The sequence below is a fragment of the Aminobacter sp. SR38 genome (genome assembly GCF_014843375.1).
Taxonomy (GTDB): Bacteria; Pseudomonadota; Alphaproteobacteria; order Rhizobiales; family Rhizobiaceae; genus Aminobacter; species Aminobacter ciceronei.
In genome coordinates, this window is record NZ_CP062120.1 from 1 (window position 1) to 19,814 (window position 19,814).

Consider the following 19,814-nt stretch of genomic DNA (forward strand, 5'->3'; position numbering starts at 1 on the left):
CCAAATGCATCGATAACTGGCACCAATGGATGAAACCGACCACGGTTTGACGCCACGAATCCGCAGATTTGAAAGTGAACAGGAAGGTCAATGAAATCAACGATCTACCAACACCACCTCCCGCGCCAGTGCTAGCTTTTCGTACCGACTTATTGCACTGAAAACGGGGAGACCCCTACCGGGCTAGCGGCCTCAATCTGGTAACGGCTGCCGTCGTGTTGTTGGAACACGGTCTATCTGGAACGGGCTGCGCACGCTGCGTGGCAACGGCCATGCCGTTGATGACGCGCTGTTGCGGTACCTGTCGCCGCTCGGTTGGGAGCATGTGGACGGCTCCTGCGGCACAGGGTGATTGTGATATCTCGCGGTCGATTGCAATCATGTGTCCGGCCTACTCGCGCGACCGCACTGGTCGCTGGCCATGATGAAGTCCGCAGACAAGGTCCCAAACACATCATCGAGCTTTGAAGCTCAATGCTCCCAGGGGCTTTCCTCGTCTCCGGTTCGACCGGCTCGATCATCACATTTCAGCACCTCTCCGCCATCTCGGACGTAATGATACGCCCGAAATCTCATAAGCCGTGACGGCTTTCATATACCGCTGTTCTCGTATCAACAGCGCCCAGATGATCCTCGCTGTTTTGTTTGCAAGTGCGACCGTTACGACGCGTGCCGGCTTTCGATCCATCAGGCTCACAGCCCAATCGTGACTGGCGCTGCTCCCATTTTTGGCGAAACGAATTATTGCGGTTGCACCGACAACCAATAGCTTTCGAATGTATCCGTCACCCTGCTTACTGATGCCGCTTGTGCGTTCCTTTCCGCCGGAGCTGTGCGGTCTTGGTGTCAATCCCAACCAGGAAGCGAAGCGCCGTCCGGAAGAAAAGTTCTTGATGTCCGCCACGGCCGCGGTGATCGCACTCGCCGTTATGGGCCCTACGCCCGGTATTGAGAGAAGGCGCCTTGCTGCGGCGTCAGATCTCACAGCGTCGACGATCTTCTTTTCGATCTTTACGACTTCGGCGCCTAAGCGCCGCAGCTGATCGATTATCGCCCATAGGATTGTCCGAGCCACTTCAGGCAATGTGCTCTGCATCTCGTGGAAATGTTCGACAAGCTTGGGCACGTTCTTTGCTCCGCCAGCTCCGATAATGCCGAATTCGCTTAAGTGCCCACGCAATGAATTGATCAGCATCGTCCTCTGGCGGACAAGAAGCTCGCGAACCTTGTGCATCATCAGTACAGACTGTTGCTCGGCAGACTTGGCAGCAACAAAACGCATTGTTGGTCGTGTCACGGCCTCGCAGATCGCCTCTGCATCGGCGGCATCGGTTTTGCCCGACATACGGCTTCACGTAGCCAGCCGGCATAAGCCTGACAGTATGGCCGAGTTTTTCGATTTCCCGCGCCCAGTAATGTGAGCTGCCGCACGCTTCGATGCCAACAAGGCAAGGCTGGATGCTGCTGAAAAACCGTAGCACCTCAGCTCGCCGAAGTTGCCGCCGAACCAAAACGTTTCCGGCATCATCGACACCATGCACCTGAAAAACATTCTTCGCCAGATCAAGGCCAATCGTCGCGATCGTTTTCATCAACTGCTCCTCCAGTTTTCTACCCGCACGCCACTATGGCACAGCGGTTGGAGCAGGAGCCGTCCATCTCAACACATCAACCTCACCGGCGATTACCTCTGGCGCAGCAGCGCCAAGATCGGCGCGGGCAAGTTCAGGCCGCTACGACCGCTGCAACCGGCTTAGCGTGCTTTATTTTCCGTTTTCTGAGGCGACCCCAGGCAGTACCGCGCACCAGCTCGCGCACGTCGAGCTGCAGCATCGTCACTTCCGGCGAGGCTGGCCACGTCCTGGCCACGGTCGACCATCGCCACCTTTGACGATGAACCGAGGGCCCCATCGCCAGTTCCGACGATGACGGCCGACGCCGGCGCTGGATCTCGCATCGCCGCTTCTGACGATGAGATCCACCCTTTGACACTTGAGGGGCCGAGCTGCGGGGGATTCTCCCGGCCGGCGGCCGCGAGAACCGGCTATGTCGTGCTGCGCATCGAGCCAGGCGGCAGAGCCGCCCGTCTCGCCCCTGGCGGGCTTCCAGCGCCTTCCCGACGCTCACCGGGCCGGTGGCCCTCGCTGGGCTTTGCGGCCCTGACGGGCCTTCCTGGCCCGTTTCCGGGCCTTCCTGCCTGCCCACCGGCGCGGCCGTTGTGGACAGTTTCGGGACAAGTCGGCCGAGGCCGGCCGGCGCAGCTGACGTTGACACTTGAGGGGCAGCGGGGCCGGCGCGATGTTGACACTTGGGGCAGCGGCCGATTTCGGCCTGGTCGAGCCGTCAGGCGGCCGCCGAGGCGGCCTAAGTGCCTGATCGGCATGGGTTATCCACCGAAGTTGTGGATAACCCTGTTAGAACCCTGCCCCGTATTGACACTTGAGGGGCGGCCCTACTGACACGAGGGGCGCGGTTCTTGACACTTGAGGGGCAGCGTATTGACACATGGGGGCTTATCCATTGACACTTGAGGGGCTGCCTCTTCGCGCTTTTCCTTGGCGTGACAACGGTTTACGCGCGTTTTCGGTCATGCTAACCAGGTTTTAACCGTCTTTATAACCTTTTATATAACCAGGTAGTTTTAACCAGAGGCTGGCGAAAAACGGCAACACGGCCCAAGCTACCGCGCAGCATGACCGGCCGCCGGGGGAAACCCCCTTCTCGATCCCCGCAAGCGGCCTCCCATCCCCAGGGCTACGCCCTCGGCCGCCTTGCGGCCTCACCCCACAATGGAGCGCCTTCGGCGCTACGGCTTAGGAAGCCAGGCGCAAGCGCCTGGCGGAAGGTAAGTTCGAGCTTGCGAGGGGCAAAGCCCCTCACACTCCCAACCAGGTCGCCGCGGTTCGACCGGCCGCGCGATCCTCAAGCATCGCAGCAGCTCCACCGCCGCAGGTTTTACGCCAAGGAAGGGGTCGGCCAGCTCGGCCGGTGGCGCGGAAAGCGCCCCTCAGGGTGTCAATGAAACGTGAGACGCGGGCCAGGCCCGCGCCGATCACAAGCCGAGTTCGGAGTGAGAGCCGAGGCGCACCAGGCGCAGCGTGTCGGCGTCGGGCTTCTGGTAGATCAGCACCAGGTCGGGCTTGACGTGGCAATCCCGGTGATCCTTCCAGTCCCCGGTCAGCGCGTGGTCGCGGTGCCGAGGTTCCAGCGGCTGGTCGTCGGCGAGCGCGACCAGGACGGGCACCAGGTCGGCGTCGAGCGTGGCCCGGTGCTGCCCTTTCGCCTCGCGCTTGTAGTCGCGCTTGAACTGGCCGGTGCGCTCAATCTGCCGCATGCAGATCGGCCATCAGATCGTTGACGGTGGCGAAGCGCGGCAGCTTGCCCTTGCGGGCTTCCTTCATCGCCTCGATGGTGGTGGCGTTCGGAATCAGCGGCTCGAAGGGCAGCGCCTTGTCCTGGGCCACCTTCGTGAGCAGCAGCCGCACCGCGTCGGACACGGTAAGGCCCATCGCGGCCAGGACGGCCGCCGCTTCTTCCTTGATCGCGCCGTCGATGCGCGTTTGTACGAGCTGGTTTGCAGCCATGATTGGTTCTCCGGTTGGGTTCGTGAATTACATTGTAATGCACGCCAAGGGAAAGGGCAAGGTTTAGCGGCTAAAACGTTTAGCTAAAGTGCTTGACGATTGGGACATTTTGCCCTAATATAGCACTTGAAGGCCGGGCATTTCGCCCAGGTCAACTACCGGAGAAAGTCCGATGAACACCCAAGAGCAACCCGTTACCGCTTCCCTGGTCGCCGAGGCCCAGCGCCTCGACTTCCTGCCCGCCTACTTCGGCCCGCGTCTGATGATGCGCGGCGAGGCCCTGGTGTATGCCTGGCTTCGCCGGCTCTGCGAACGCTACAGCGGCGCGTATTGGCACTACTACACCTTGTCGGACGGCGGTTTTTACATGGCCCCCGACCTGGCCGACCGCCTGGAGATCGAGGTGGACGGCAACGGCTTCCGAGGCGAGTTGTCGGCCGACGCCGCCGGCATTGTCGCAACCCTGTTCGCGCTGGGTCAGCTCGCGGCCGAGGCCGCCGACACGGACGCCGGCGATGCCCTGATCGACCGCTATCACTTCCTGCGCGGCTTCGCAGCCAGCCACGCCGAGGCGGCCGCGATCTACCGGGCTATTGACTGATGAGGGGCGGCCCTACTGACACTTGAGGGGCGCGGTTCTTGACACTTGAGGGGCAGCGTATTGACACATGGGGGCTTATCCATTGACACGAGGGGCTGCCTCTTCGCGCTTTTCCTTGGCGTGACAACGGTTTACGCGCGTTTTCGGTCATGCTAACCAGGTTTTTAACCGTCTTTATAACCTTTTTATATAACCAGGTAGTTTTAACCAGAGGCTGGCGAAAAAAACGGCAACACGGCCCAAGCTACCGCGCAGCATGACCGGCCGCCGAAGGGGAAACCCCTTCTCGATCCCACCCGCCGCGGCCTCCCATCCCCAGGGCTACGCCCTCGGCCGCCTTGCGGCCTCACCCCACAATGGAGCGCCTTCGGCGCTACAGGAGAGCCAGGCGCAAGCGCCTGGCGGAAGGCAAGTTCGAGCTTGCGAGGGGCAAAGCCCCTCACTCCCAACCAGGTCGCCGCGGTTCGACCGGCCGCGCGATCCTCAAGCATCGCAGCAGCTCCACCGCCGCAGGTTTTACGCCAAGGAAGGGGTCGGCCAGCTCGGCCGGTGGCGCGGAAAGCGCCCTCAAGTGTCAATGAAACGTGAGACGCGGGGCCAGGCCCGCGCCGATCACAAGCCGAGTTCGGGTGAGAGCCGAGGCGCACCAGGCGCAGCGTGTCGGCGTCGGGCTTCTGGTAGATCAGCACCAGGTCGGGCTTGACGTGGCAATCCCGGTGATCCTTCCAGTCCCCGGTCAGCGCGTGGTCGCGGTGCCGAGGTTCCAGCGGCTGGTCGTCGGCGAGCGCGACCAGGACGGGCACCAGGTCGGCGTCGAGCGTGGCCCGGTGCTGCCCTTTCGCCTCGCGCTTGTAGTCGCGCTTGAACTGGCCGGTGCGCTCAATCTGCCGCATGCAGATCGGCCATCAGATCGTTGACGGTGGCGAAGCGCGGCAGCTTGCCCTTGCGGGCTTCCTTCATCGCCTCGATGGTGGTGGCGTTCGGAATCAGCGGCTCGAAGGGCAGCGCCTTGTCCTGGGCCACCTTCGTGAGCAGCAGCCGCACCGCGTCGGACACGGTAAGGCCCATCGCGGCCAGGACGGCCGCCGCTTCTTCCTTGATCGCGCCGTCGATGCGCGTTTGTACGAGCTGGTTTGCAGCCATGATTGGTTCTCCGGTTGGGTTCGTGAATTACATTGTAATGCACGCCAAGGGAAAGGGCAAGGTTTAGCGGCTAAAACGTTTAGCTAAAGTGCTTGACGATTAGGACATTTTGCCCTAATATAGCACGAAGGCCGGGCATTTCGCCCAGGTCAACTACCGGAGAAAGTCCGATGAACACCCAAGAGCAACCCGTTACCGCTTCCCTGGTCGCCGAGGCCCAGCGCCTCGACTTCCTGCCCGCCTACTTCGGCCCGCGTCTGATGATGCGCGGCGAGGCCCTGGTGTATGCCTGGCTTCGCCGGCTCTGCGAACGCTACAGCGGCGCGTATTGGCACTACTACACCTTGTCGGACGGCGGTTTTTACATGGCCCCCGACCTGGCCGACCGCCTGGAGATCGAGGTGGACGGCAACGGCTTCCGAGGCGAGTTGTCGGCCGACGCCGCCGGCATTGTCGCAACCCTGTTCGCGCTGGGTCAGCTCGCGGCCGAGGCCGCCGACACGGACGCCGGCGATGCCCTGATCGACCGCTATCACTTCCTGCGCGGCTTCGCAGCCAGCCACGCCGAGGCGGCCGCGATCTACCGGGCTATTGACTGATGAGGGGCGGCCCTACTGACACGAGGGGCGCGGTTCTTGACACTTGAGGGGCAGCGTATTGACACATGGGGGGCTTATCCATTGACACTTGAGGGGCTGCCTCTTCGCGCTTTTCCTTGGCGTGACAACGGTTTACGCGCGTTTTTCGGTCATGCTAACCAGGTTTTTAACCGTCTTTATAACCTTTTTATATAACCAGGTAGTTTTAACCAGAGGCTGGCGAAAAAAACGGCAACACGGCCCAAGCTACCGCGCAGCATGACCGGCCGCCGAAGGGGAAACTTCTCGATCCCACCGGCCGCAAGCGGCCTCCCATCCCCAGGGCTACGCCCTCGGCCGCCTGCGGCCTCACCCCACAATGGAGCGCCTTCGGCGCTACGGCTTAGAGCCAGGCGCAAGCGCCTGGCGGAAGGCAGTTCGAGCTTGCGAGGGGCAAAGCCCCTCACTCCCCAACCAGGTCGCCGCGGTTCGACCGGCCGCGCGATCCTCAAGCATCGCAGCAGCTCCACCGCCGCAGGTTTTACGCCAAGGAAGGGGGTCGGCCAGCTCGGCCGGTGGCGCGGAAAGCGCCCCTCAAGTGTCAATGAAACGTGAGACGCGGGGCCAGGCCCGCGCCGATCACAAGCCGAGTTCGGGTGAGAGCCGAGGCGCACCAGGCGCAGCGTGTCGGCGTCGGGCTTCTGGTAGATCAGCACCAGGTCGGGCTTGACGTGGCAATCCCGGTGATCCTTCCAGTCCCCGGTCAGCGCGTGGTCGCGGTGCCGAGGTTCCAGCGGCTGGTCGTCGGCGAGCGCGACCAGGACGGGCACCAGGTCGGCGTCGAGCGTGGCCCGGTGCTGCCCTTTCGCCTCGCGCTTGTAGTCGCGCTTGAACTGGCCGGTGCGCTCAATCTGCCGCATGCAGATCGGCCATCAGATCGTTGACGGTGGCGAAGCGCGGCAGCTTGCCCTTGCGGGCTTCCTTCATCGCCTCGATGGTGGTGGCGTTCGGAATCAGCGGCTCGAAGGGCAGCGCCTTGTCCTGGGCCACCTTCGTGAGCAGCAGCCGCACCGCGTCGGACACGGTAAGGCCCATCGCGGCCAGGACGGCCGCCGCTTCTTCCTTGATCGCGCCGTCGATGCGCGTTTGTACGAGCTGGTTTGCAGCCATGATTGGTTCTCCGGTTGGGTTCGTGAATTACATTGTAATGCACGCCAAGGGAAAGGGCAAGGTTTGGCTAAAACGTTTAGCTAAAGTGCTTGACGATTAGGACATTTTGCCCTAATATAGCACTTGAAGGCCGGGCATTTCGCCCAGGTCAACTACCGGAGAAAGTCCGATGAACACCCAAGAGCAACCCGTTACCGCTTCCCTGGTCGCCGAGGCCCAGCGCCTCGACTTCCTGCCCGCCTACTTCGGCCCGCGTCTGATGATGCGCGGCGAGGCCCTGGTGTATGCCTGGCTTCGCCGGCTCTGCGAACGCTACAGCGGCGCGTATTGGCACTACTACACCTTGTCGGACGGCGGTTTTTACATGGCCCCCGACCTGGCCGACCGCCTGGAGATCGAGGTGGACGGCAACGGCTTCCGAGGCGAGTTGTCGGCCGACGCCGCCGGCATTGTCGCAACCCTGTTCGCGCTGGGTCAGCTCGCGGCCGAGGCCGCCGACACGGACGCCGGCGATGCCCTGATCGACCGCTATCACTTCCTGCGCGGCTTCGCAGCCAGCCACGCCGAGGCGGCCGCGATCTACCGGGCTATTGACTGATGAGGGGCGGCCCCGGCTTCGGCCGGGGCTTCCAGGAGGCGACCATGACCAGGAACAACGCTCCCCAGGCACCGACGAACAGCTACGCGACGGACGGCAAGTGCCACAACGCCGAGCCGGGCACCTACGGCCACGAATGCGGCAAGCCGGCCGCATGGATCGGCACGAACCACAAGGGGTTCAGCTCGGGATTCTGCGACGACTGCAAGCGCCACGGCTACGAAGCCCGCGACGTGATCGCGTGGCGGCGTGCTGACACTTGAGGGGCCGGCCGATGGCGAAGAAACGCAAGACGCCGGCCCAGCCGGGCCAGGACTGGAACGCGCCGGCGGCCGAGCTGCTGGCCGAGCTGCCCACCGACCGCGACGAGCTGCTGGCCGCCGCCGTGGCGGCCGTGGTGGAGATCGACGCGGCGATCATGCGCGGTGACGGTGCGGCCGCCGAGGCGGCCAGCGACCGATACGAGGCCGTCATCTGGAAGATGAACGGCGGAACGCACGTGGGCAGCATGGCCGACCACGACGCGCCCGGCCAGGTCATCGAGCGCCATTGCGCGGCGGTGCCTGGCGACGTGCCCTTGTGGGGCCAGCGCGGCCAGTTCCTGGTCGCGGATGGCGACATGCGCGCCCTGGTGGAGTACGAGGCCGGCTACGGCGGGCCGCTGGGTGCCCACTTCCAGTTCCACGTCATCGACCTGGACAGGCCGTTTATCTCCGAAACGGGCTACCGCTCGCACTTCGACACGGCGCAGGGCTGCATGACGGTGGACGAGGTTGCGCGCGGCATCCTGGCTGCGCAGCGAGCCGAGAAGAAGCGCCCGGTGATGGTCGAGGCCAGCTACCGCGACCGCCTGGCCGATGCTCCCTGCCCGCTTGGCTGGCCGGCTTGGAGCCGCCGGCGCGGCGCACCGGCGACCGTCCTGGTGCCGCCGGGGTTCGTCCTGGTCGATGTGGTGCTGCCCTCGCATCGGGCCTTCATCGCCAGGCGCTGGGCGGCCGAGGCCGCGACCAGGATCAAGGCGGCCAGGGCCGCCGGGTTGGACGCCAAGGGAAAATCACCGGCGCAGGCCCGGGCGAGATCCCGCATCGCCAGAAACGACGATGACCTGCAGCATCGTCAAAGCCGACGATGCCGAGCCGGGCGAGGGCGGGCCTGTATCGCCGGAAACAACGATGCCGCGAGCGAGCGCGGCAACCTGCAGCATCGCCAGGAATGGCGATGGAGGCCCGGCCGACCTGGTGGAGTTCAAGCCCGGCCAGCGGTGCGAGATCGTGAGCGTCCATCACCCGGTTTTCGACCGCTACATCGGCAAGCGCATCATCATCGTGAAGGTGCATCCCGACACCCGCCAGGTGTGGGCGCACGACGACAGGCCGGTAACGTACAAGACCAATCGCGCAGGCCGGCGCGTGGTCGATTCAGACCCGAGCTGCATCCAGTCGATCTACGGCTTCGACCAGTTGCGGCTTATCACTTGACCAGGAGAACGAACGAATGACGAACGACGCCAATATCCGGCTGGAGTGCTTGAAGCCGGCCGAACGCTGGGCGCAACCGACCGGCGAGGAAGTCCGAGAGGTGCTGCGCCTGGCCGGGTTCAGCGGCAGCAAGGCCGCGAAGGCGCTGGGGCTGGGCGCGAAGGGCGACCGCACGATCCGCCGCTGGATCGGCGAGGACACCCCGATTCCCTATGCGGCATGGGCGATCCTGTGCGACCAGGCCGGGCTGGGCGTGATCTGGAAAGAGGATTGACGCCAAGGGAAAGGTTTTAGCGGCTAAAGTTTAGCCTTCGGATTCCGGTAAAGCGAAAAAGTTTAGCTAAAGTGCTTGACAGGCTAGGGCATTTTGCCCTAATATAGCACTTGAAGGCCGGGCACATTGCCCAGGTCAACTACCGGAGAAAGTCCGATGAGCGACAACAAGATTATGCCCTGGATTGACGAGCTGGAGGGCGCGGCAGCGACCGACTTCCCGGCCCGCCGTGACGAGATCGCGGCCATGATGGCCGAGGCGGCCGAGCTGGTGTGCAAAGCCGAGGAACTGCGCGGCAAGGCGTACTTCGCCGGATGCTCCCTGGAGGGGCAGGCCAAGGGCCATTGGTCGATGGAAGCCGTCGAGCAGGCCAAGCGCCGGGCCGGCTGGTAAGAGCACATGGCCCGGTCGGCAACGGCCGGGCCTATCGAGGACGCCAAGAAGGAGTATTGCGTGAGCCGAGGCAAGATCAAGGGCGGCCCCAGGTGGAGGAACGCCCCGGAGTGATCCGGGGCGCTTGGCCTGGTGCTGGCACACCGTAACCATGCTTCCGAGTGGGAGCACCCAGCATTCAACACGTAAGCGCGTGGAGGGTCAAGCTATGTCCAACATCATCAAGTTCCCCAAGGAGATCGAGCAGCCCGCCGCGCCCGCGCCGGTGGAGCCTGCCGCCGCGTCTGCTGCCCCCAACAAGGCCCCCGGTGCTGGCCTGCTGGCCGGCCTGGTCAAGTTCGTATGGGTGGCGACCGTGCTGGTCTGGCCGATCCTCAAGTGGGTGCTGTCGATTGCCACCTTCTTCCAGTTCGTGCGGATGCTCTACCACTGGAACACGCCTGGCGTGTATGCCGGTTGGTCGTTCCTGGCGTACTTCGCGGTGCTGACCGCGATCACCTACTTCGTTTCGATCTACAAGCCGAAGGGGCTTTGACATGAAAAAACAGACCCTACCCTACCCGCCGGGATTCGTGGAGCCGAACACCGGCCGGGTGGCCGTCCTGGTGCGCGAGTACGCGGCCAGCGACTTGAACGGCGATGCGCCGGCCTATTGGTACAGCGCGCAATCCGAGGAATGGGGCCTTGACCCCTGGCGACTGGTGGAAGGCGTCGATCCGCACACCGCCGGCGGTCAGTTCGACGTGTGCTTTGCCAACGGTTCGAGCCGCACGGTCGGCCCGCTGATGACGTTCTTCATGAGTGCCGCTGACGCGGCCAGGTTGAACGCCAAGAAAGAAGATCACGCGCCCATTTTTAGCCGCTAAAACGCTTGACGCGGGCGGCGAGTTTAGCTAAACTTCTGCACATGGTCGGCGGCTGGCACCGCCTTTTGTTCAACAACCGGGTGTGGAGTTTATATGGGTGTTCTCCATGAAGAAACGGCTAACCGAAGCCCAATTCCAGGCGGCGATCAAGGGCCTGGAGATCGGGCAACAGACCATCGACATAGCGCGCGGCGTGCTGGTCGATGGAAGGCCCCAGGCCGAGTTTGTGGCCTCGCTGGGGCTGACCAAGGGGGCGGTATCGCAAGCGGTCAGCCGCGTGTGGGCAGTGGCGGGGGAAGTGCTCCCGCAGGGCTTCGAGCGGGTGACGGCGGTACTGCCGGAGCATCAAGCGTTCATCGTCAAGCGTTGGGAAGCCGACGCCAAGGGAAAGAGGAAACAGGAACCCAACTCATGAAAACACTGGTCACGGCAATTCAGAAAGGCGGTCAAGGCAAGACGTTCGCAACCTGCCACCTGGCGTTCGACTTCCAGGAGCGCGGCCTTCGGGTTGCAGTGATCGACCTGGACACCCAGGGCAATGCGAGCTGGACGCTGGCCGGCCACGACTCGGGCTATCCCGCCAGTCGCATGTTCACCGCCGGCGGCGACGAGCTGCGCGCCTGGTTCGCTGACCGGGAGGATGACGGCCTGGCGCTGATCGCGGCAGACGCCAACCTGGCGAACCTGGACAAGATGGAGCTTTCCCAGGCGGCCGCCGCGCTGCGGGCCAGTGTGGCCGCGCTGGGCGAGTTCTTCGACGTGTGCCTGATCGACACGGCCCCCTCCCTTGGCGTCGCCATGACGGCGGCCGTGCTGACGGCCGACTACATGCTGTCGCCCATCGAAATGGAGGCGTACAGCTTGCAGGGCATGAAGAAGATGGTCGCGGTCATCAGCAACCTGCGCAAGCAGAACCCAAGCTGCGCTTCCTCGGCATGGTGCCGAACAAGGTGGACGCGCGGAAGCCGCGCCACGTCAACAACCTGGCGACGTTGCAGCAGGCATACCCGCAGCTCATCTTGCCGTTCAGCATCGGCGCGCGTGACAGCATCGCCGAGGCGCTGGGCGAGCAGATGCCGGTGTGGAAGATCAAGAAGACCGCCGCGCGGAAGGCCACCCAGGAGGTGCGTGCGCTGGCGGATTACGTGTTCACGAAGATGGAGATCGCGCAATGAGCGCCAAGACCAACGCCAAGAAGAAGGAGCAGGACAAGCCGCAATCGTCCGGGCTGGGCCTGGACGGGCTGGGCGACCTGGCCGGCCTGCTGAACGAGCAGCCGGCGGCCAACGCCGGCGGCGCAGGCCCGCAGGAGCTGCCGCTTGACCTGATCGACGAAGACCCGCACCAGCCGCGCACGGCCGACAACCCCGGCTTCTCGCCGGAGAGCATCGCGGAGATCGGCGAGACGATCAAAGCGCGCGGCGTGAAGTCGCCCATCAGCGTGCGCGAGAACCCGGACGCACCGGGGCGCTACCTCATCAACCACGGCGCGCGGCGCTATCGCGGCTCGAAGTGGGCGCACAAGACCACGATCCCGGCCTTCATCGACAACGACTACAACGAGGCCGACCAGGTTATCGAGAACCTGCAACGCAACGAGCTGACGGCGCGTGAGATCGCCGACTTCATCGGCCGCGAGCTGGCGAAGGGCAAGAAGAAGGGCGAGATCGCCAAGGAGATCGGCAAGTCGCCGGCCTTCGTCACGCAGCACGTCACGCTGCTGGACTTGCCCGAACCCATTGCCGAGGCGTTCAATAGCGGCCGGGGCAAGGACGTGACTGTCATCAACGAGCTGGTGACGGCCTACAAGAAGAACCCCGACGAGGTGGCCGCCTGGCTGGCCGACGACAGCCAGGAGCTGACGCGCGGCTCGGTGAAGCTGCTGCGCGAGTTCCTGGAGGACAAGCGCAGTCACGAGGACGGCGACCGTGATCCCAACACCGTCGATGCGCTGACCGGCAAGACCGACGCCGAGGCCGGCGACGGCGAGCAGGGGCCGCAGGATGATGACGCCAAGGGGAAGAAGGAGCCGAAGGAGGCCGACCCCGACAAGCTCAAGAAGGCCATCATCCAGGTCAAGCACGACGACCGGCCGGCACGGCTGATCCTCAACCGCCGGCCCCCGGCCGAGGGCTGGGCCTGGCTCAAATACGAGGATGACGGCCAGGAGTTCGAGGCCGACCTTGGCACCGTGCAGCTTGTCGCGCTGCTGGAGGGCTGACACGCCCAGCGCCGGGCATCGCCGACCACCGACCCACCCATCGCCCCGCCATCGAGCGGGGCTTTTTCCCGCGTTTTAGCCGCTAAAAAGTTCAGCTAAACCGCTTGCGTAGTGTTGTATGTTGTAGTATGCTTCACGCTACAACATACAACCGGCCAAGGAGGCCGACATGGCGATCTCGAAGGAGCAGATATTTGCGGTGGCCGACGAACTGGACGCGGCCGGCCAGAACCCACGCTGGCGAACGTGCGCAAGCAGCTCGGCAGCGGCAGCTTCACCACCATCAGCGAGGCGATGAACGAGTGGCGCGCACGCAAGGCCAGCCAGGCCGCCCGATCCGCGAGCCGGCACCGCAGGCGATCACTGACAAGCTGGCCGAGCTGGGCGGCGACTTGTGGGCCGTGGCGCTGGAAATGGCGAACAACCGCCTGGCCGCCGAGCGCGAGGCGCTGGAGGCCGTGCGCCAGGAGACGGAAGCAGCGCGCCAGGAAGCCGCAGAGCTGGCCGACCAGCTCACCGGCGAGCTGGACGAGGCCAAGGCCCGCATCGCGGCCCTGGAGGCCGTCGAGGCGGCCGCCAAGGGCGAACCGACGAGCTGCGCGGCAAGCTCGCGGCGACCAGCGAGCGCGCGGCGGCCGAGGCCAGGGCCGGCGAGCTGCGCACGGAGCTGGATCACGCCCATCAGGAAGCCCGCCAGGCGCGCGCAGAGCGCGACAAGGCCAGGAGAGGCCACGGCCAGCGCCGACCAGGTGGAGGCCCTGCGGGCCGACCTCGCGGCCGCGAACAGCCGTACCGCCGAGATCGAGCGCCGCGCCGGCGAGCTGCGTGCCGACCTGGAGCGGGCGAACCAGGCGACCGACCAGGCGCGCGCCGCTCAGGCCGAGCAGCGGAAGGCCACCGAGGCGGCCGCCGCCGAGCGCGACCAGGTGCGCGCGGAGCTGGTGAAGGTGCAGGCCAAGGCCGAGGCGGCCGAGCAGGCCCACCAGGAGCAGCGCAAGGCGATGGCGGCCGAGGCACACCGCCAGGCCGAGCGGCTGACCGCCGCCCAGGGCGAGCGCGACCAGGCGAAGCGCGACGCTGCCCAGGCCCGCGAGGAAGCGGCCGGGCTTCGCGGCCGGCTGGAGGCCCTGGAAACCGTCATGGCGCAAGGCCGGGCGGCCGATCCGACCAGCGGCGGACGCAAAAAGACCTGATAAATCGGTTGGTTTTCCTTAAAATTACCCTGGAACCCTGACAAAACGCACAACCCGGCCGCTGGGAAGAGCCGGCCTCGCTTTGCCGAGGTCGGCTTTTTTGTTGGAGCGCGGCTTGCATGGGGCCACCATCACCCTTTTGAGAACTACGGCAACCATAGGAGTGCCCGATGAAAGAACGCCTCTTGGTCATGAACGGTCAACGCATCGTTCAGGCCGAAAAGGACGGCGCTTGGACGAATCAGAAAGTAGACAAGGCGGGCGCGTTGAAGCCCGGCATCTACAACCTGTACACGGCCCAAGCGGCCGACAAGAAGCAGACCCACGCCGGCGTGATCGTTCATGCCGACGCCACCAACGTGTACCAGCAGATCGGCAAGAACTTTGTCATGCACGCTCGGTCAGATTTCGATAAAGTACCTGAAATTGGGAGCGCAAAGAGCATCAGCTACAACGCCCAGGGCAAGGCGGCAGTCGCCGCAGAGGCCCCGAAACTGACGCGGGGGCGCTCCATGTAGCTTTAGCGGCTAAAAAGGAGGCACGCCCTGAAACGACTCACCATCCCCGGCAGCGGCACCGAGAGCCGCGCCACCAAGCCGGCCCGCGTCAGCTGCCGGCCACCCTCGGCGGTGCCGCCTTCGGCGCTTCGCGCGGGACACCGGAGCCGACTTGCTGGAGGCCGCCCAGGCGGCCGAGATCGAGCAGCAGGCCACCCTAGAGGCGGCCCCGGTCGAGCAGTCCTACCCCGAAACCCTGGCGCTCTACGTGCAGGCCAAGCACGACCAGGTGGAGCACATCGAGGACAGGCTAGAAAACCTGATCGACCGGCAGCAGGCCCGTTTGCAGCAGACCCAGGCGTCCGCGCCTGGCCGGCTTTCCTGCCCGGCTCTAAGCGAGCCTGGCAGAACCAGCAGGCGCAGCAGCAGGCCCGCTTGCAGACGCTTCACGCGCGCCTGGAGGCCGTCCGCGAGATCAAGGAAGGCATGGGCCTGCACTCGCCGAAGATCGAAGAGCTGGCGACGCGCAAGATGCGCGCCGAGAACCCGAGCTGGCTTCCGATTGGGATGCCATGCGCGAGGCCGCCCGCCGGCATGAGCTGCTGATGCGCAAGCAGGAGCAGGAGCGCAAGCAATCCCAGGCCCAGGAGCGGCCAGGGAGATCGCAGTCCTTGGGCCTGTCAGCCAGGCCCGCATAAAAACGAAGCCCGGCGGTCGCCGGGCTTTTTTCTCGAGCATCGCCATTTCTGGCGAGGGAGGCCGCCGAGGGCCTGGTGGAATCATCCTGCAGCATCGTCACAAGCGACGATGCCGGGAGCTGGCCAGCATCGCCGAACCTGGCGATGCCGCCGGCGCGGTCGACCATCGCCAGTTCTGACGATGAGATCCCGCATCGCCATCTACAGCGAGGCCCACAGGGCCAGGCCGGCGGCCACGACCGCCATGCCGGCCGCGACCATGTTCATCATGGCGACGCGCCGCGCCTCGCGGATCGGCGCGACGAGCTGCGCCGTCACCGCCTCAACCTCACGCCGCACGGCCTCGGCGGCCGCCTTCGCGCCCTCCTGCATTCCCCGCGTCATGGCGTCCTTGCTGGCCGCCAACGCCGCGTTGAGCGTCCTTTCCGCCTTTCCCTTGGCGTCATCACCCCATCGGTGGGCGATGGACTCCAGTTCCGACTTGAAGGCGTCCAAGATTTCCTGCTGGGCCGATGCGCTGTCCTGCATCAGCTTCATGTTGATGGTCTGGAGGATCAAGATCGGATCGTCGCGGCCCACGGCGATGCCGTGCTTGGCCGCGATCTCCCGTATCAGCTCCTCGATCTTGTCGTCGGCCGCCATCAGAGCACCGCCGCGTTTTCGAGCTGGGCGAAGAGCTGGGTTTTCACGATCTTGAGCCGCTGCCGCGTCATGATCGTGAGCGCCGAATCGGCCAGGGCCTCATCGAAGGTGCGCCGATCCTGGAGCATTTCGGCGAAGTCGCGGCCGTAGGTTTCCTCTTTCAGCGCCGGAATCTGGATGATGGCGGACACACGGCCCTTGTTGGTCGTGTACGCCTTCAACTGCTCGAACCCCTTGCCCTCGTGCTCGATTGGCCCCCAATACGGGTTCAGCCAGACCACGAACAGGCATTCGGCCGGGAACTGGCTGGCGAGCTGGGCGAAGCCGCTCACCGTGTCCACCAGGGCCTGGCCGCCGGTGACGACCGTATGCACCACGAGTTCGTGGCCCATGTCCTGGAGCAGCGCCGGCACCTGGTTGCTGATGAGGTAGTGCGACAGCGGCACGAACGAGCTGGCCCCGTTGTCGATGATGACGTCGCCCTCGGCCGACGCGATCATCTCGACCAGGGCGTCGAAATTCCGGGTGTTGATCTCGTCGCCGTCCATGATGTTGAGCCGGCGCACGTTGAGGGCTTTGTAGCCCTCGAACGTCGCGTTCACCGGATCGGTGTCGATGCAAAGCGGCTTCTGTCCCTTGCCGGCTTTGTACTGCGCGATGGTGGCCGCGATCATCGACTTGCCGACGCCGCCCTTGCCTTGCAGAACCATGTGAATTTTCGCCATTACAGTAAATCCTCTTTCTTTGGAGTCGCATCAAACGTGAAGCCGCCGATCTTGGGCGGCTCACTCTTGGATTCCGAGGCCGGCGGGGCGGCCTTCGGCTCGGGCTTCGCGCCCTTGGGCTGGCTGTCCGGGGGAGTGGCGGGAGGCGGCGGGGAAGCTACCGGCGCGGCCTTGATGTACCGCTTCACGTGCTGGGTGAAGGTTTCGTACCGACAGCGCAGCCGGCCGGTTTCCTTCATGTGCTCCCAGATCGTTTTCATCGCATAGCCCGCATCGAGCGCCGCTTGAACGTCGCTCTTGACGGCCAGGAACGCGACCACGTGCTTGTCCTGGCGCGGCTTCTTGGCTTCCCGTCCCTTCACCCATTCAGCCAGCTCTTCGGGGTAGGTCTTTGGCATCGTGTTCGTCCATCTAATCCTCTCATCGCAAATGTAACGCTACTAAGCGGCGCTACGGCAACGCAAAAAGTCCGCTATCGGCGTGCATTGGCACGCTTCGATAGCGGCATTATGGGCCATTGTGGCGGTTTTCGCTATATCCGTTGCTGCTTTTGCGGCCTGATAGCGCGATAGTTGCGGATAAATCGTAATGGCTGGTGTAGACTTTCCTTGGTGTTATTAACGCCGTAAGGCGGGCAGGATGTGTGAAGTTAGCTAACCGGCGAGCCGGTTATCTATCTTCACTGTCCCTTATTCGCGCCGGGGGCGCTCAACGGGTCATCCTGCTCTGCGAGGCAGCCGGCTACCGCCGGCATGAGAGACGAGGCGAGGCATGGAGAACGACGAAAAGGAACACGGCCGCCGGCGGCGGCAGCACCTGCGGGTGCCGGTGTTCCCCGAAGAGAAAGACGAGATCGAGGCGAACGCCAAGAGGGCGGGCGTCAGCGTGGCGCGCTATCTGCGCGACGTGGGCCAGGGCTACCAGATCAAGGGCGTCATGGACTACCAGCACGTGCGCGAGCTGGTGCGCGTCAACGGCGACCTTGGCCGCCTTGGCGGCCTGCTCAAGCTCTGGCTGACCGATGACGTGCGAACGCTCCAGTTCGGCGAGGCGACCATCCTGGCCCTGCTGGGCCGGATCGAGGCCACCCAGGACGAAATGAGCCGGATCATGAAGGCCGTGGTTCAGCCGAGGGCCGAGCCTTGACTTCTTTAGCGGCTAAAAAGCCGGAGGGGCGGCCATGATCGCCAAGCACGTGCCGATGCGCTCGCTTGGCAAGAGCGACTTCGCGGGCCTGGCGAACTACATCACCGACGCCCAAAGCAAAGACCACCGGCTGGGCCACGTGCAGGCGACGAACTGCGAAGCCGGTTCCATCAGGACGCCATCACGGAGGTGCTGGCGACCCAGCACACGAACACCCGCGCGAAGGGCGACAAGACCTACCACCTGATCGTCAGCTTCCGGGCCGGCGAGCAGCCCAGCGCCGACACCTTGCGCGCGATTGAGGAACGCATCTGCGTCGGGCTGGGTTATGGCGAGCATCAGCGATCAGTGCCGTCCACAACGACACCGACAACCTGCACATCCACATCGCCATCAACAAGATTCACCCGACGCGGCACACGATGCACGAGCCGTACTACCCGCACCGGGCGCTGGCGGAACTCTGCACGGCCCTGGAGCGCGACTACGGCCTGGAGCGCGACAACCACGAGCCGCGCAAGCGCGGCGCGGAGGGCCGGGCCGCCGACATGGAGCGGCATGCCGGCGTTGAAAGCCTGGTCGGCTGGGTCAAGCGCGAGTGCCTGGACGAGATCAGGGCGCGCAGTCCTGGCAGGAACTGCACCAGGTCATGCGCGACAACGGAATGGAGCTGCGCGTCCGCGCCAATGGCCTCGTGTTCGAGGCCGGCGACGGAACGATGGTGAAGGCGAGCACAGTAGCCCGCGACCTTTCAAGCCGAGCCTGGAGGCGCGGCAGCCCGTTCGAGGCTTCGCCCGAACGGCAGGCGCAAACCACCGCGAAGCGGCAGTACCGCAAAGACCCCATCCGCCTTCGCGTCAACACCGTGGAGCTGTACGCGAAGTACAAGGCCGAGCAGCAGAACTGACCACGGCGCGCGCCCAGGCCCTGGAGCGCGCCCGGCATCGCAAGGATCGGCTGATCGAGGCGGCCAAGAGGTCGAACCGCCTGCGCCGCGCCACGATTAAGGTGGTCGGCGAGGGCCGCGCGAACAAGAAGCTGCTGTACGCCCAGGCGAGCAAGGCCCTGCGCAGCGAAATCCAGGCGATCAACAAGCAGTTCCAGCAGGAGCGCACGGCCCTCTACGCCGAGCACCGCCGGCGCACGTGGGCCGACTGGCTCAGAAGGAGGCGCAGCACGGCGGCGCCGACGCCCTGGCCGCCCTGCGCGCCCGCGAGGCGGCCCAGGGCCTCAAGGGCAACACCATCCGGGGCGAGGGCCAGGCGAAGCCCGGCCACGCGCCGGCGGTGGACAACATCACGAAGAAGGGGACGATCATCTTCCGCGCCGGCATGAGCGCCGTGCGCGATGACGGTGACCGCCTGCAAGTCTCCCGCGAGGCCACGCGCGAAGGGCTGCAAAGCCCTGCGCCTGGCGATGCAACGCTACGGCAACCGCATCACCGTCAACGGCACGGTGGAGTTCAAGGCGCAGATGATCCGCGCCGCCGTCGATTCCCAGCTACCCATCACCTTCACCGATCCGGCTCTTGAGAGCCGGCGGCAGGCGCTTTTGAACAAGGAGAACACCCATGAGCGAACCGAAGACCAGAGCATCGAGGACGAACTGGACGCGGCGCTGGCGGCCCTGGACAGCGGCCCGCTGCCGACCAGCACGCTACCGGAGCCGCAGCCGTCGCCCGAGCAGGCGACGGCCGGCCAGCCGCCGGCCGAGGCGACCGCGCCGACGCCGGCCTTCACGCCGCCACCGTCCACCGGAAGCCCGACGTTGGACGCCTTGGAAGAAAACCGCCGCCCCAAAGCCAGCACCGTTTGCGAGCACTGTCCGAACTCGGTGTGGTTCGCATCGCCGGCGGAAGTGAAGTGCTATTGCCGCGTGATGTTCCTCGTCACGTGGAGCAGCAAGGAACCCAACCAGATCACGCACTGCGACGGGGAATTTCTCGGCCAGGAACAGGAGTAGGCCAGACGCCGCCGGGCGTCGCCGCCGCCGACAAGTACATCGCCG

Annotated in this window: 22 protein-coding genes and 8 pseudogenes; 20 read left to right on the forward strand and 10 right to left on the reverse strand. The window is 64.8% G+C overall.

All coding sequences use genetic code 11. The features are described from left to right. Positions 1-176 precede the first annotated feature (176 nt). A pseudogene (locus IG197_RS35005) lies at positions 177-331 on the forward strand (Tn3 family transposase); the annotation flags it as partial. 189 nt (positions 332-520) lie between these two features. Here IG197_RS35005 and IG197_RS35010 read toward each other — a convergent pair. Then, a pseudogene (locus IG197_RS35010) lies at positions 521-1,592 on the reverse strand (IS110 family transposase). Between IG197_RS35010 and IG197_RS35015 the strand changes: the two are divergent. Then, positions 1,497-1,757, forward strand: coding sequence for a hypothetical protein (locus IG197_RS35015; protein WP_192321923.1), 261 nt, complete (start codon positions 1,497-1,499; stop codon positions 1,755-1,757). The pseudogene IG197_RS35010 and the gene IG197_RS35015 sit on opposite strands and share 96 nt — an antisense overlap. Positions 1,758-3,052: 1,295 nt before the next feature. Here IG197_RS35015 and IG197_RS35020 read toward each other — a convergent pair. Beyond that, positions 3,053-3,334 (reverse strand): type II toxin-antitoxin system YafQ family toxin, encoded by a 282-nt coding sequence (locus IG197_RS35020; protein ID WP_011114071.1) that lies wholly within the window; start codon positions 3,332-3,334, stop codon positions 3,053-3,055. Then, complete coding sequence (locus IG197_RS35025; protein WP_011114070.1) at positions 3,321-3,584, reverse strand: type II toxin-antitoxin system RelB/DinJ family antitoxin; 264 nt, start codon at positions 3,582-3,584, stop codon at positions 3,321-3,323. Before IG197_RS35025 ends, IG197_RS35020 begins: the two co-directional genes overlap by 14 nt. A 172-nt stretch (positions 3,585-3,756) precedes the next feature. Between IG197_RS35025 and IG197_RS35030 the strand changes: the two genes are divergently transcribed. Beyond that, positions 3,757-4,185: an antirestriction protein gene (locus tag IG197_RS35030; protein ID WP_011114069.1), complete on the forward strand. Its 429-nt coding sequence runs from the start codon at positions 3,757-3,759 to the stop codon at positions 4,183-4,185. A 612-nt stretch (positions 4,186-4,797) separates the two neighbouring features. On the opposite strand, the pseudogene IG197_RS35035 reads toward IG197_RS35030, so the two are convergent. Further along, positions 4,798-5,078, reverse strand: a pseudogene (locus IG197_RS35035) (type II toxin-antitoxin system YafQ family toxin). Then, on the reverse strand, positions 5,065-5,328 hold the full coding sequence (locus IG197_RS35040; RefSeq protein WP_011114070.1) for a type II toxin-antitoxin system RelB/DinJ family antitoxin: 264 nt from the start codon (positions 5,326-5,328) through the stop codon (positions 5,065-5,067). Before IG197_RS35040 ends, IG197_RS35035 begins: the two are co-directional and overlap by 14 nt. A 170-nt stretch (positions 5,329-5,498) precedes the next feature. Here IG197_RS35040 and IG197_RS35045 point away from each other — a divergent pair, with 170 nt between their 5' ends. Then, on the forward strand, positions 5,499-5,927 hold the full coding sequence (locus tag IG197_RS35045) for an antirestriction protein (RefSeq protein ID WP_011114069.1): 429 nt from the start codon (positions 5,499-5,501) through the stop codon (positions 5,925-5,927). Positions 5,928-6,545: 618 nt separating this feature from the next. Here IG197_RS35045 and IG197_RS35050 read toward each other — a convergent pair. Together IG197_RS35050 and IG197_RS35055 are read right to left on the reverse strand one after the other, a co-directional pair. Further along, positions 6,546-6,826: pseudogene (locus tag IG197_RS35050) on the reverse strand (type II toxin-antitoxin system YafQ family toxin). Then, positions 6,813-7,076, reverse strand: a complete 264-nt coding sequence (locus IG197_RS35055) for a type II toxin-antitoxin system RelB/DinJ family antitoxin (RefSeq protein ID WP_011114070.1) — start codon at positions 7,074-7,076, stop codon at positions 6,813-6,815. The pseudogene IG197_RS35050 and the gene IG197_RS35055 overlap by 14 nt, the downstream one beginning before the upstream one ends. A 169-nt stretch (positions 7,077-7,245) precedes the next feature. Between IG197_RS35055 and IG197_RS35060 the strand changes: the two genes are divergently transcribed. From IG197_RS35060 to kfrC, 13 genes and pseudogenes are all read left to right on the forward strand, one after another. Beyond that, a complete protein-coding gene (locus IG197_RS35060; RefSeq protein ID WP_011114069.1) occupies positions 7,246-7,674 on the forward strand; it encodes an antirestriction protein in 429 nt (142 codons plus the stop codon). Positions 7,675-7,718: 44 nt separating this feature from the next. Beyond that, positions 7,719-7,937, forward strand: a complete 219-nt coding sequence (locus tag IG197_RS35065; RefSeq protein ID WP_012478187.1) for a hypothetical protein — start codon at positions 7,719-7,721, stop codon at positions 7,935-7,937. An 11-nt stretch (positions 7,938-7,948) separates the two neighbouring features. After that, entirely contained in the window at positions 7,949-9,172 is a 1,224-nt protein-coding gene (locus IG197_RS35070; protein ID WP_246765560.1) for a klcB, read from the forward strand. Further along, positions 9,169-9,426, forward strand: coding sequence for a transcriptional repressor KorC (korC, locus tag IG197_RS35075; RefSeq protein WP_011114067.1), 258 nt, complete (start codon positions 9,169-9,171; stop codon positions 9,424-9,426). Before IG197_RS35070 ends, korC begins: the two co-directional genes overlap by 4 nt. Before the next feature lie 156 nt (positions 9,427-9,582). Further along, positions 9,583-9,819, forward strand: coding sequence for a stable inheritance protein KleA (gene kleA / locus IG197_RS35080; protein ID WP_011114066.1), 237 nt, complete (start codon positions 9,583-9,585; stop codon positions 9,817-9,819). Between the two features lie 208 nt (positions 9,820-10,027). Continuing rightward, a complete protein-coding gene (gene kleE, locus IG197_RS35085) occupies positions 10,028-10,354 on the forward strand; it encodes a KleE stable inheritance protein (protein WP_011114065.1) in 327 nt (108 codons plus the stop codon). Position 10,355: 1 nt separating this feature from the next. After that, positions 10,356-10,685 carry a DUF2761 domain-containing protein gene (locus IG197_RS35090; RefSeq protein WP_011114064.1) on the forward strand — a complete coding sequence of 110 codons (330 nt, stop codon included), beginning with the start codon at positions 10,356-10,358 and terminating at the stop codon, positions 10,683-10,685. Positions 10,686-10,791: 106 nt separating this feature from the next. Next, on the forward strand, positions 10,792-11,100 hold the full coding sequence (locus IG197_RS35095; protein ID WP_011114062.1) for a transcriptional regulator KorA: 309 nt from the start codon (positions 10,792-10,794) through the stop codon (positions 11,098-11,100). Continuing rightward, positions 11,097-11,860 (forward strand): annotated as a pseudogene (locus IG197_RS35100) (ParA family protein). The gene IG197_RS35095 and the pseudogene IG197_RS35100 overlap by 4 nt, the downstream one beginning before the upstream one ends. After that, complete coding sequence (locus tag IG197_RS35105) at positions 11,857-12,906, forward strand: ParB/RepB/Spo0J family partition protein (protein ID WP_011114060.1); 1,050 nt, start codon at positions 11,857-11,859, stop codon at positions 12,904-12,906. The pseudogene IG197_RS35100 and the gene IG197_RS35105 overlap by 4 nt, the downstream one beginning before the upstream one ends. A gap of 169 nt (positions 12,907-13,075) precedes the next feature. Continuing rightward, positions 13,076-14,099: pseudogene (locus IG197_RS35110) on the forward strand (DNA-binding protein). A gap of 170 nt (positions 14,100-14,269) precedes the next feature. Then, the gene (gene kfrB, locus IG197_RS35115; RefSeq protein ID WP_000664557.1) at positions 14,270-14,617 is read left to right on the forward strand and encodes an IncP plasmid survival protein KfrB; all 348 of its coding nucleotides are present in this window, start codon (positions 14,270-14,272) and stop codon (positions 14,615-14,617) included. A gap of 27 nt (positions 14,618-14,644) precedes the next feature. Continuing rightward, positions 14,645-15,294, forward strand: a pseudogene (gene kfrC, locus IG197_RS35120) (IncP plasmid survival protein KfrC). A 201-nt stretch (positions 15,295-15,495) separates the two neighbouring features. Here kfrC and IG197_RS35125 read toward each other — a convergent pair. From IG197_RS35125 to IG197_RS35135, 3 genes are read right to left on the reverse strand one after another with little or no spacing between them, the layout of a single operon-like run. Beyond that, positions 15,496-15,936 carry a conjugal transfer protein TraM gene (locus IG197_RS35125; RefSeq protein WP_000718516.1) on the reverse strand — a complete coding sequence of 147 codons (441 nt, stop codon included), beginning with the start codon at positions 15,934-15,936 and terminating at the stop codon, positions 15,496-15,498. Further along, complete coding sequence (locus IG197_RS35130) at positions 15,936-16,661, reverse strand: ArsA-related P-loop ATPase (RefSeq protein WP_011114058.1); 726 nt, start codon at positions 16,659-16,661, stop codon at positions 15,936-15,938. The genes IG197_RS35125 and IG197_RS35130 overlap by 1 nt, the downstream gene beginning before the upstream one ends. Continuing rightward, positions 16,661-17,059 carry a TraK family protein gene (locus IG197_RS35135; RefSeq protein WP_001127128.1) on the reverse strand — a complete coding sequence of 133 codons (399 nt, stop codon included), beginning with the start codon at positions 17,057-17,059 and terminating at the stop codon, positions 16,661-16,663. Before IG197_RS35135 ends, IG197_RS35130 begins: the two co-directional genes overlap by 1 nt. Before the next feature lie 373 nt (positions 17,060-17,432). Between IG197_RS35135 and traJ the strand changes: the two genes are divergently transcribed. The 3 genes and pseudogenes from traJ (at position 17,433) to IG197_RS37060 (ending at position 19,769) form a co-directional block, all read left to right on the forward strand. After that, positions 17,433-17,807, forward strand: coding sequence for a conjugal transfer transcriptional regulator TraJ (traJ, locus tag IG197_RS35140; RefSeq protein WP_000426567.1), 375 nt, complete (start codon positions 17,433-17,435; stop codon positions 17,805-17,807). 189 nt (positions 17,808-17,996) lie between these two features. Then, positions 17,997-18,714, forward strand: a pseudogene (traI, locus tag IG197_RS37055) (TraI/MobA(P) family conjugative relaxase). Between the two features lie 440 nt (positions 18,715-19,154). Continuing rightward, complete coding sequence (locus IG197_RS37060) at positions 19,155-19,769, forward strand: LPD7 domain-containing protein (RefSeq protein WP_371746630.1); 615 nt, start codon at positions 19,155-19,157, stop codon at positions 19,767-19,769. Positions 19,770-19,814 lie beyond the last annotated feature (45 nt).

Excerpts from the sequence above, each read along its gene's own strand:
- IG197_RS35055 (WP_011114070.1), bottom strand. The coding sequence starts at position 7,076 with ATGGCTGCAAACCAGCTCGTACAAACGCGCATCGACGGCGCGATCAAG.
- traJ (WP_000426567.1), top strand. The coding sequence starts at position 17,433 with ATGGAGAACGACGAAAAGGAACACGGCCGCCGGCGGCGGCAGCACCTG.
- IG197_RS35135 (WP_001127128.1), bottom strand. The coding sequence starts at position 17,059 with ATGCCAAAGACCTACCCCGAAGAGCTGGCTGAATGGGTGAAGGGACGG.
- IG197_RS35025 (WP_011114070.1), bottom strand. The coding sequence starts at position 3,584 with ATGGCTGCAAACCAGCTCGTACAAACGCGCATCGACGGCGCGATCAAG.
- IG197_RS35070 (WP_246765560.1), top strand. The coding sequence starts at position 7,949 with ATGGCGAAGAAACGCAAGACGCCGGCCCAGCCGGGCCAGGACTGGAAC.
- IG197_RS35065 (WP_012478187.1), top strand. The coding sequence starts at position 7,719 with ATGACCAGGAACAACGCTCCCCAGGCACCGACGAACAGCTACGCGACG.
- IG197_RS35020 (WP_011114071.1), bottom strand. The coding sequence starts at position 3,334 with ATGCGGCAGATTGAGCGCACCGGCCAGTTCAAGCGCGACTACAAGCGC.
- IG197_RS35095 (WP_011114062.1), top strand. The coding sequence starts at position 10,792 with ATGAAGAAACGGCTAACCGAAGCCCAATTCCAGGCGGCGATCAAGGGC.
- IG197_RS35125 (WP_000718516.1), bottom strand. The coding sequence starts at position 15,936 with ATGGCGGCCGACGACAAGATCGAGGAGCTGATACGGGAGATCGCGGCC.
- IG197_RS35090 (WP_011114064.1), top strand. The coding sequence starts at position 10,356 with ATGAAAAAACAGACCCTACCCTACCCGCCGGGATTCGTGGAGCCGAAC.
- IG197_RS35030 (WP_011114069.1), top strand. The coding sequence starts at position 3,757 with ATGAACACCCAAGAGCAACCCGTTACCGCTTCCCTGGTCGCCGAGGCC.
- IG197_RS35060 (WP_011114069.1), top strand. The coding sequence starts at position 7,246 with ATGAACACCCAAGAGCAACCCGTTACCGCTTCCCTGGTCGCCGAGGCC.
- kleE (WP_011114065.1), top strand. The coding sequence starts at position 10,028 with ATGTCCAACATCATCAAGTTCCCCAAGGAGATCGAGCAGCCCGCCGCG.
- IG197_RS35045 (WP_011114069.1), top strand. The coding sequence starts at position 5,499 with ATGAACACCCAAGAGCAACCCGTTACCGCTTCCCTGGTCGCCGAGGCC.
- kfrB (WP_000664557.1), top strand. The coding sequence starts at position 14,270 with ATGAAAGAACGCCTCTTGGTCATGAACGGTCAACGCATCGTTCAGGCC.
- IG197_RS35105 (WP_011114060.1), top strand. The coding sequence starts at position 11,857 with ATGAGCGCCAAGACCAACGCCAAGAAGAAGGAGCAGGACAAGCCGCAA.
- IG197_RS35040 (WP_011114070.1), bottom strand. The coding sequence starts at position 5,328 with ATGGCTGCAAACCAGCTCGTACAAACGCGCATCGACGGCGCGATCAAG.
- kleA (WP_011114066.1), top strand. The coding sequence starts at position 9,583 with ATGAGCGACAACAAGATTATGCCCTGGATTGACGAGCTGGAGGGCGCG.
- IG197_RS35130 (WP_011114058.1), bottom strand. The coding sequence starts at position 16,661 with ATGGCGAAAATTCACATGGTTCTGCAAGGCAAGGGCGGCGTCGGCAAG.
- IG197_RS37060 (WP_371746630.1), top strand. The coding sequence starts at position 19,155 with ATGACGGTGACCGCCTGCAAGTCTCCCGCGAGGCCACGCGCGAAGGGC.
- korC (WP_011114067.1), top strand. The coding sequence starts at position 9,169 with ATGACGAACGACGCCAATATCCGGCTGGAGTGCTTGAAGCCGGCCGAA.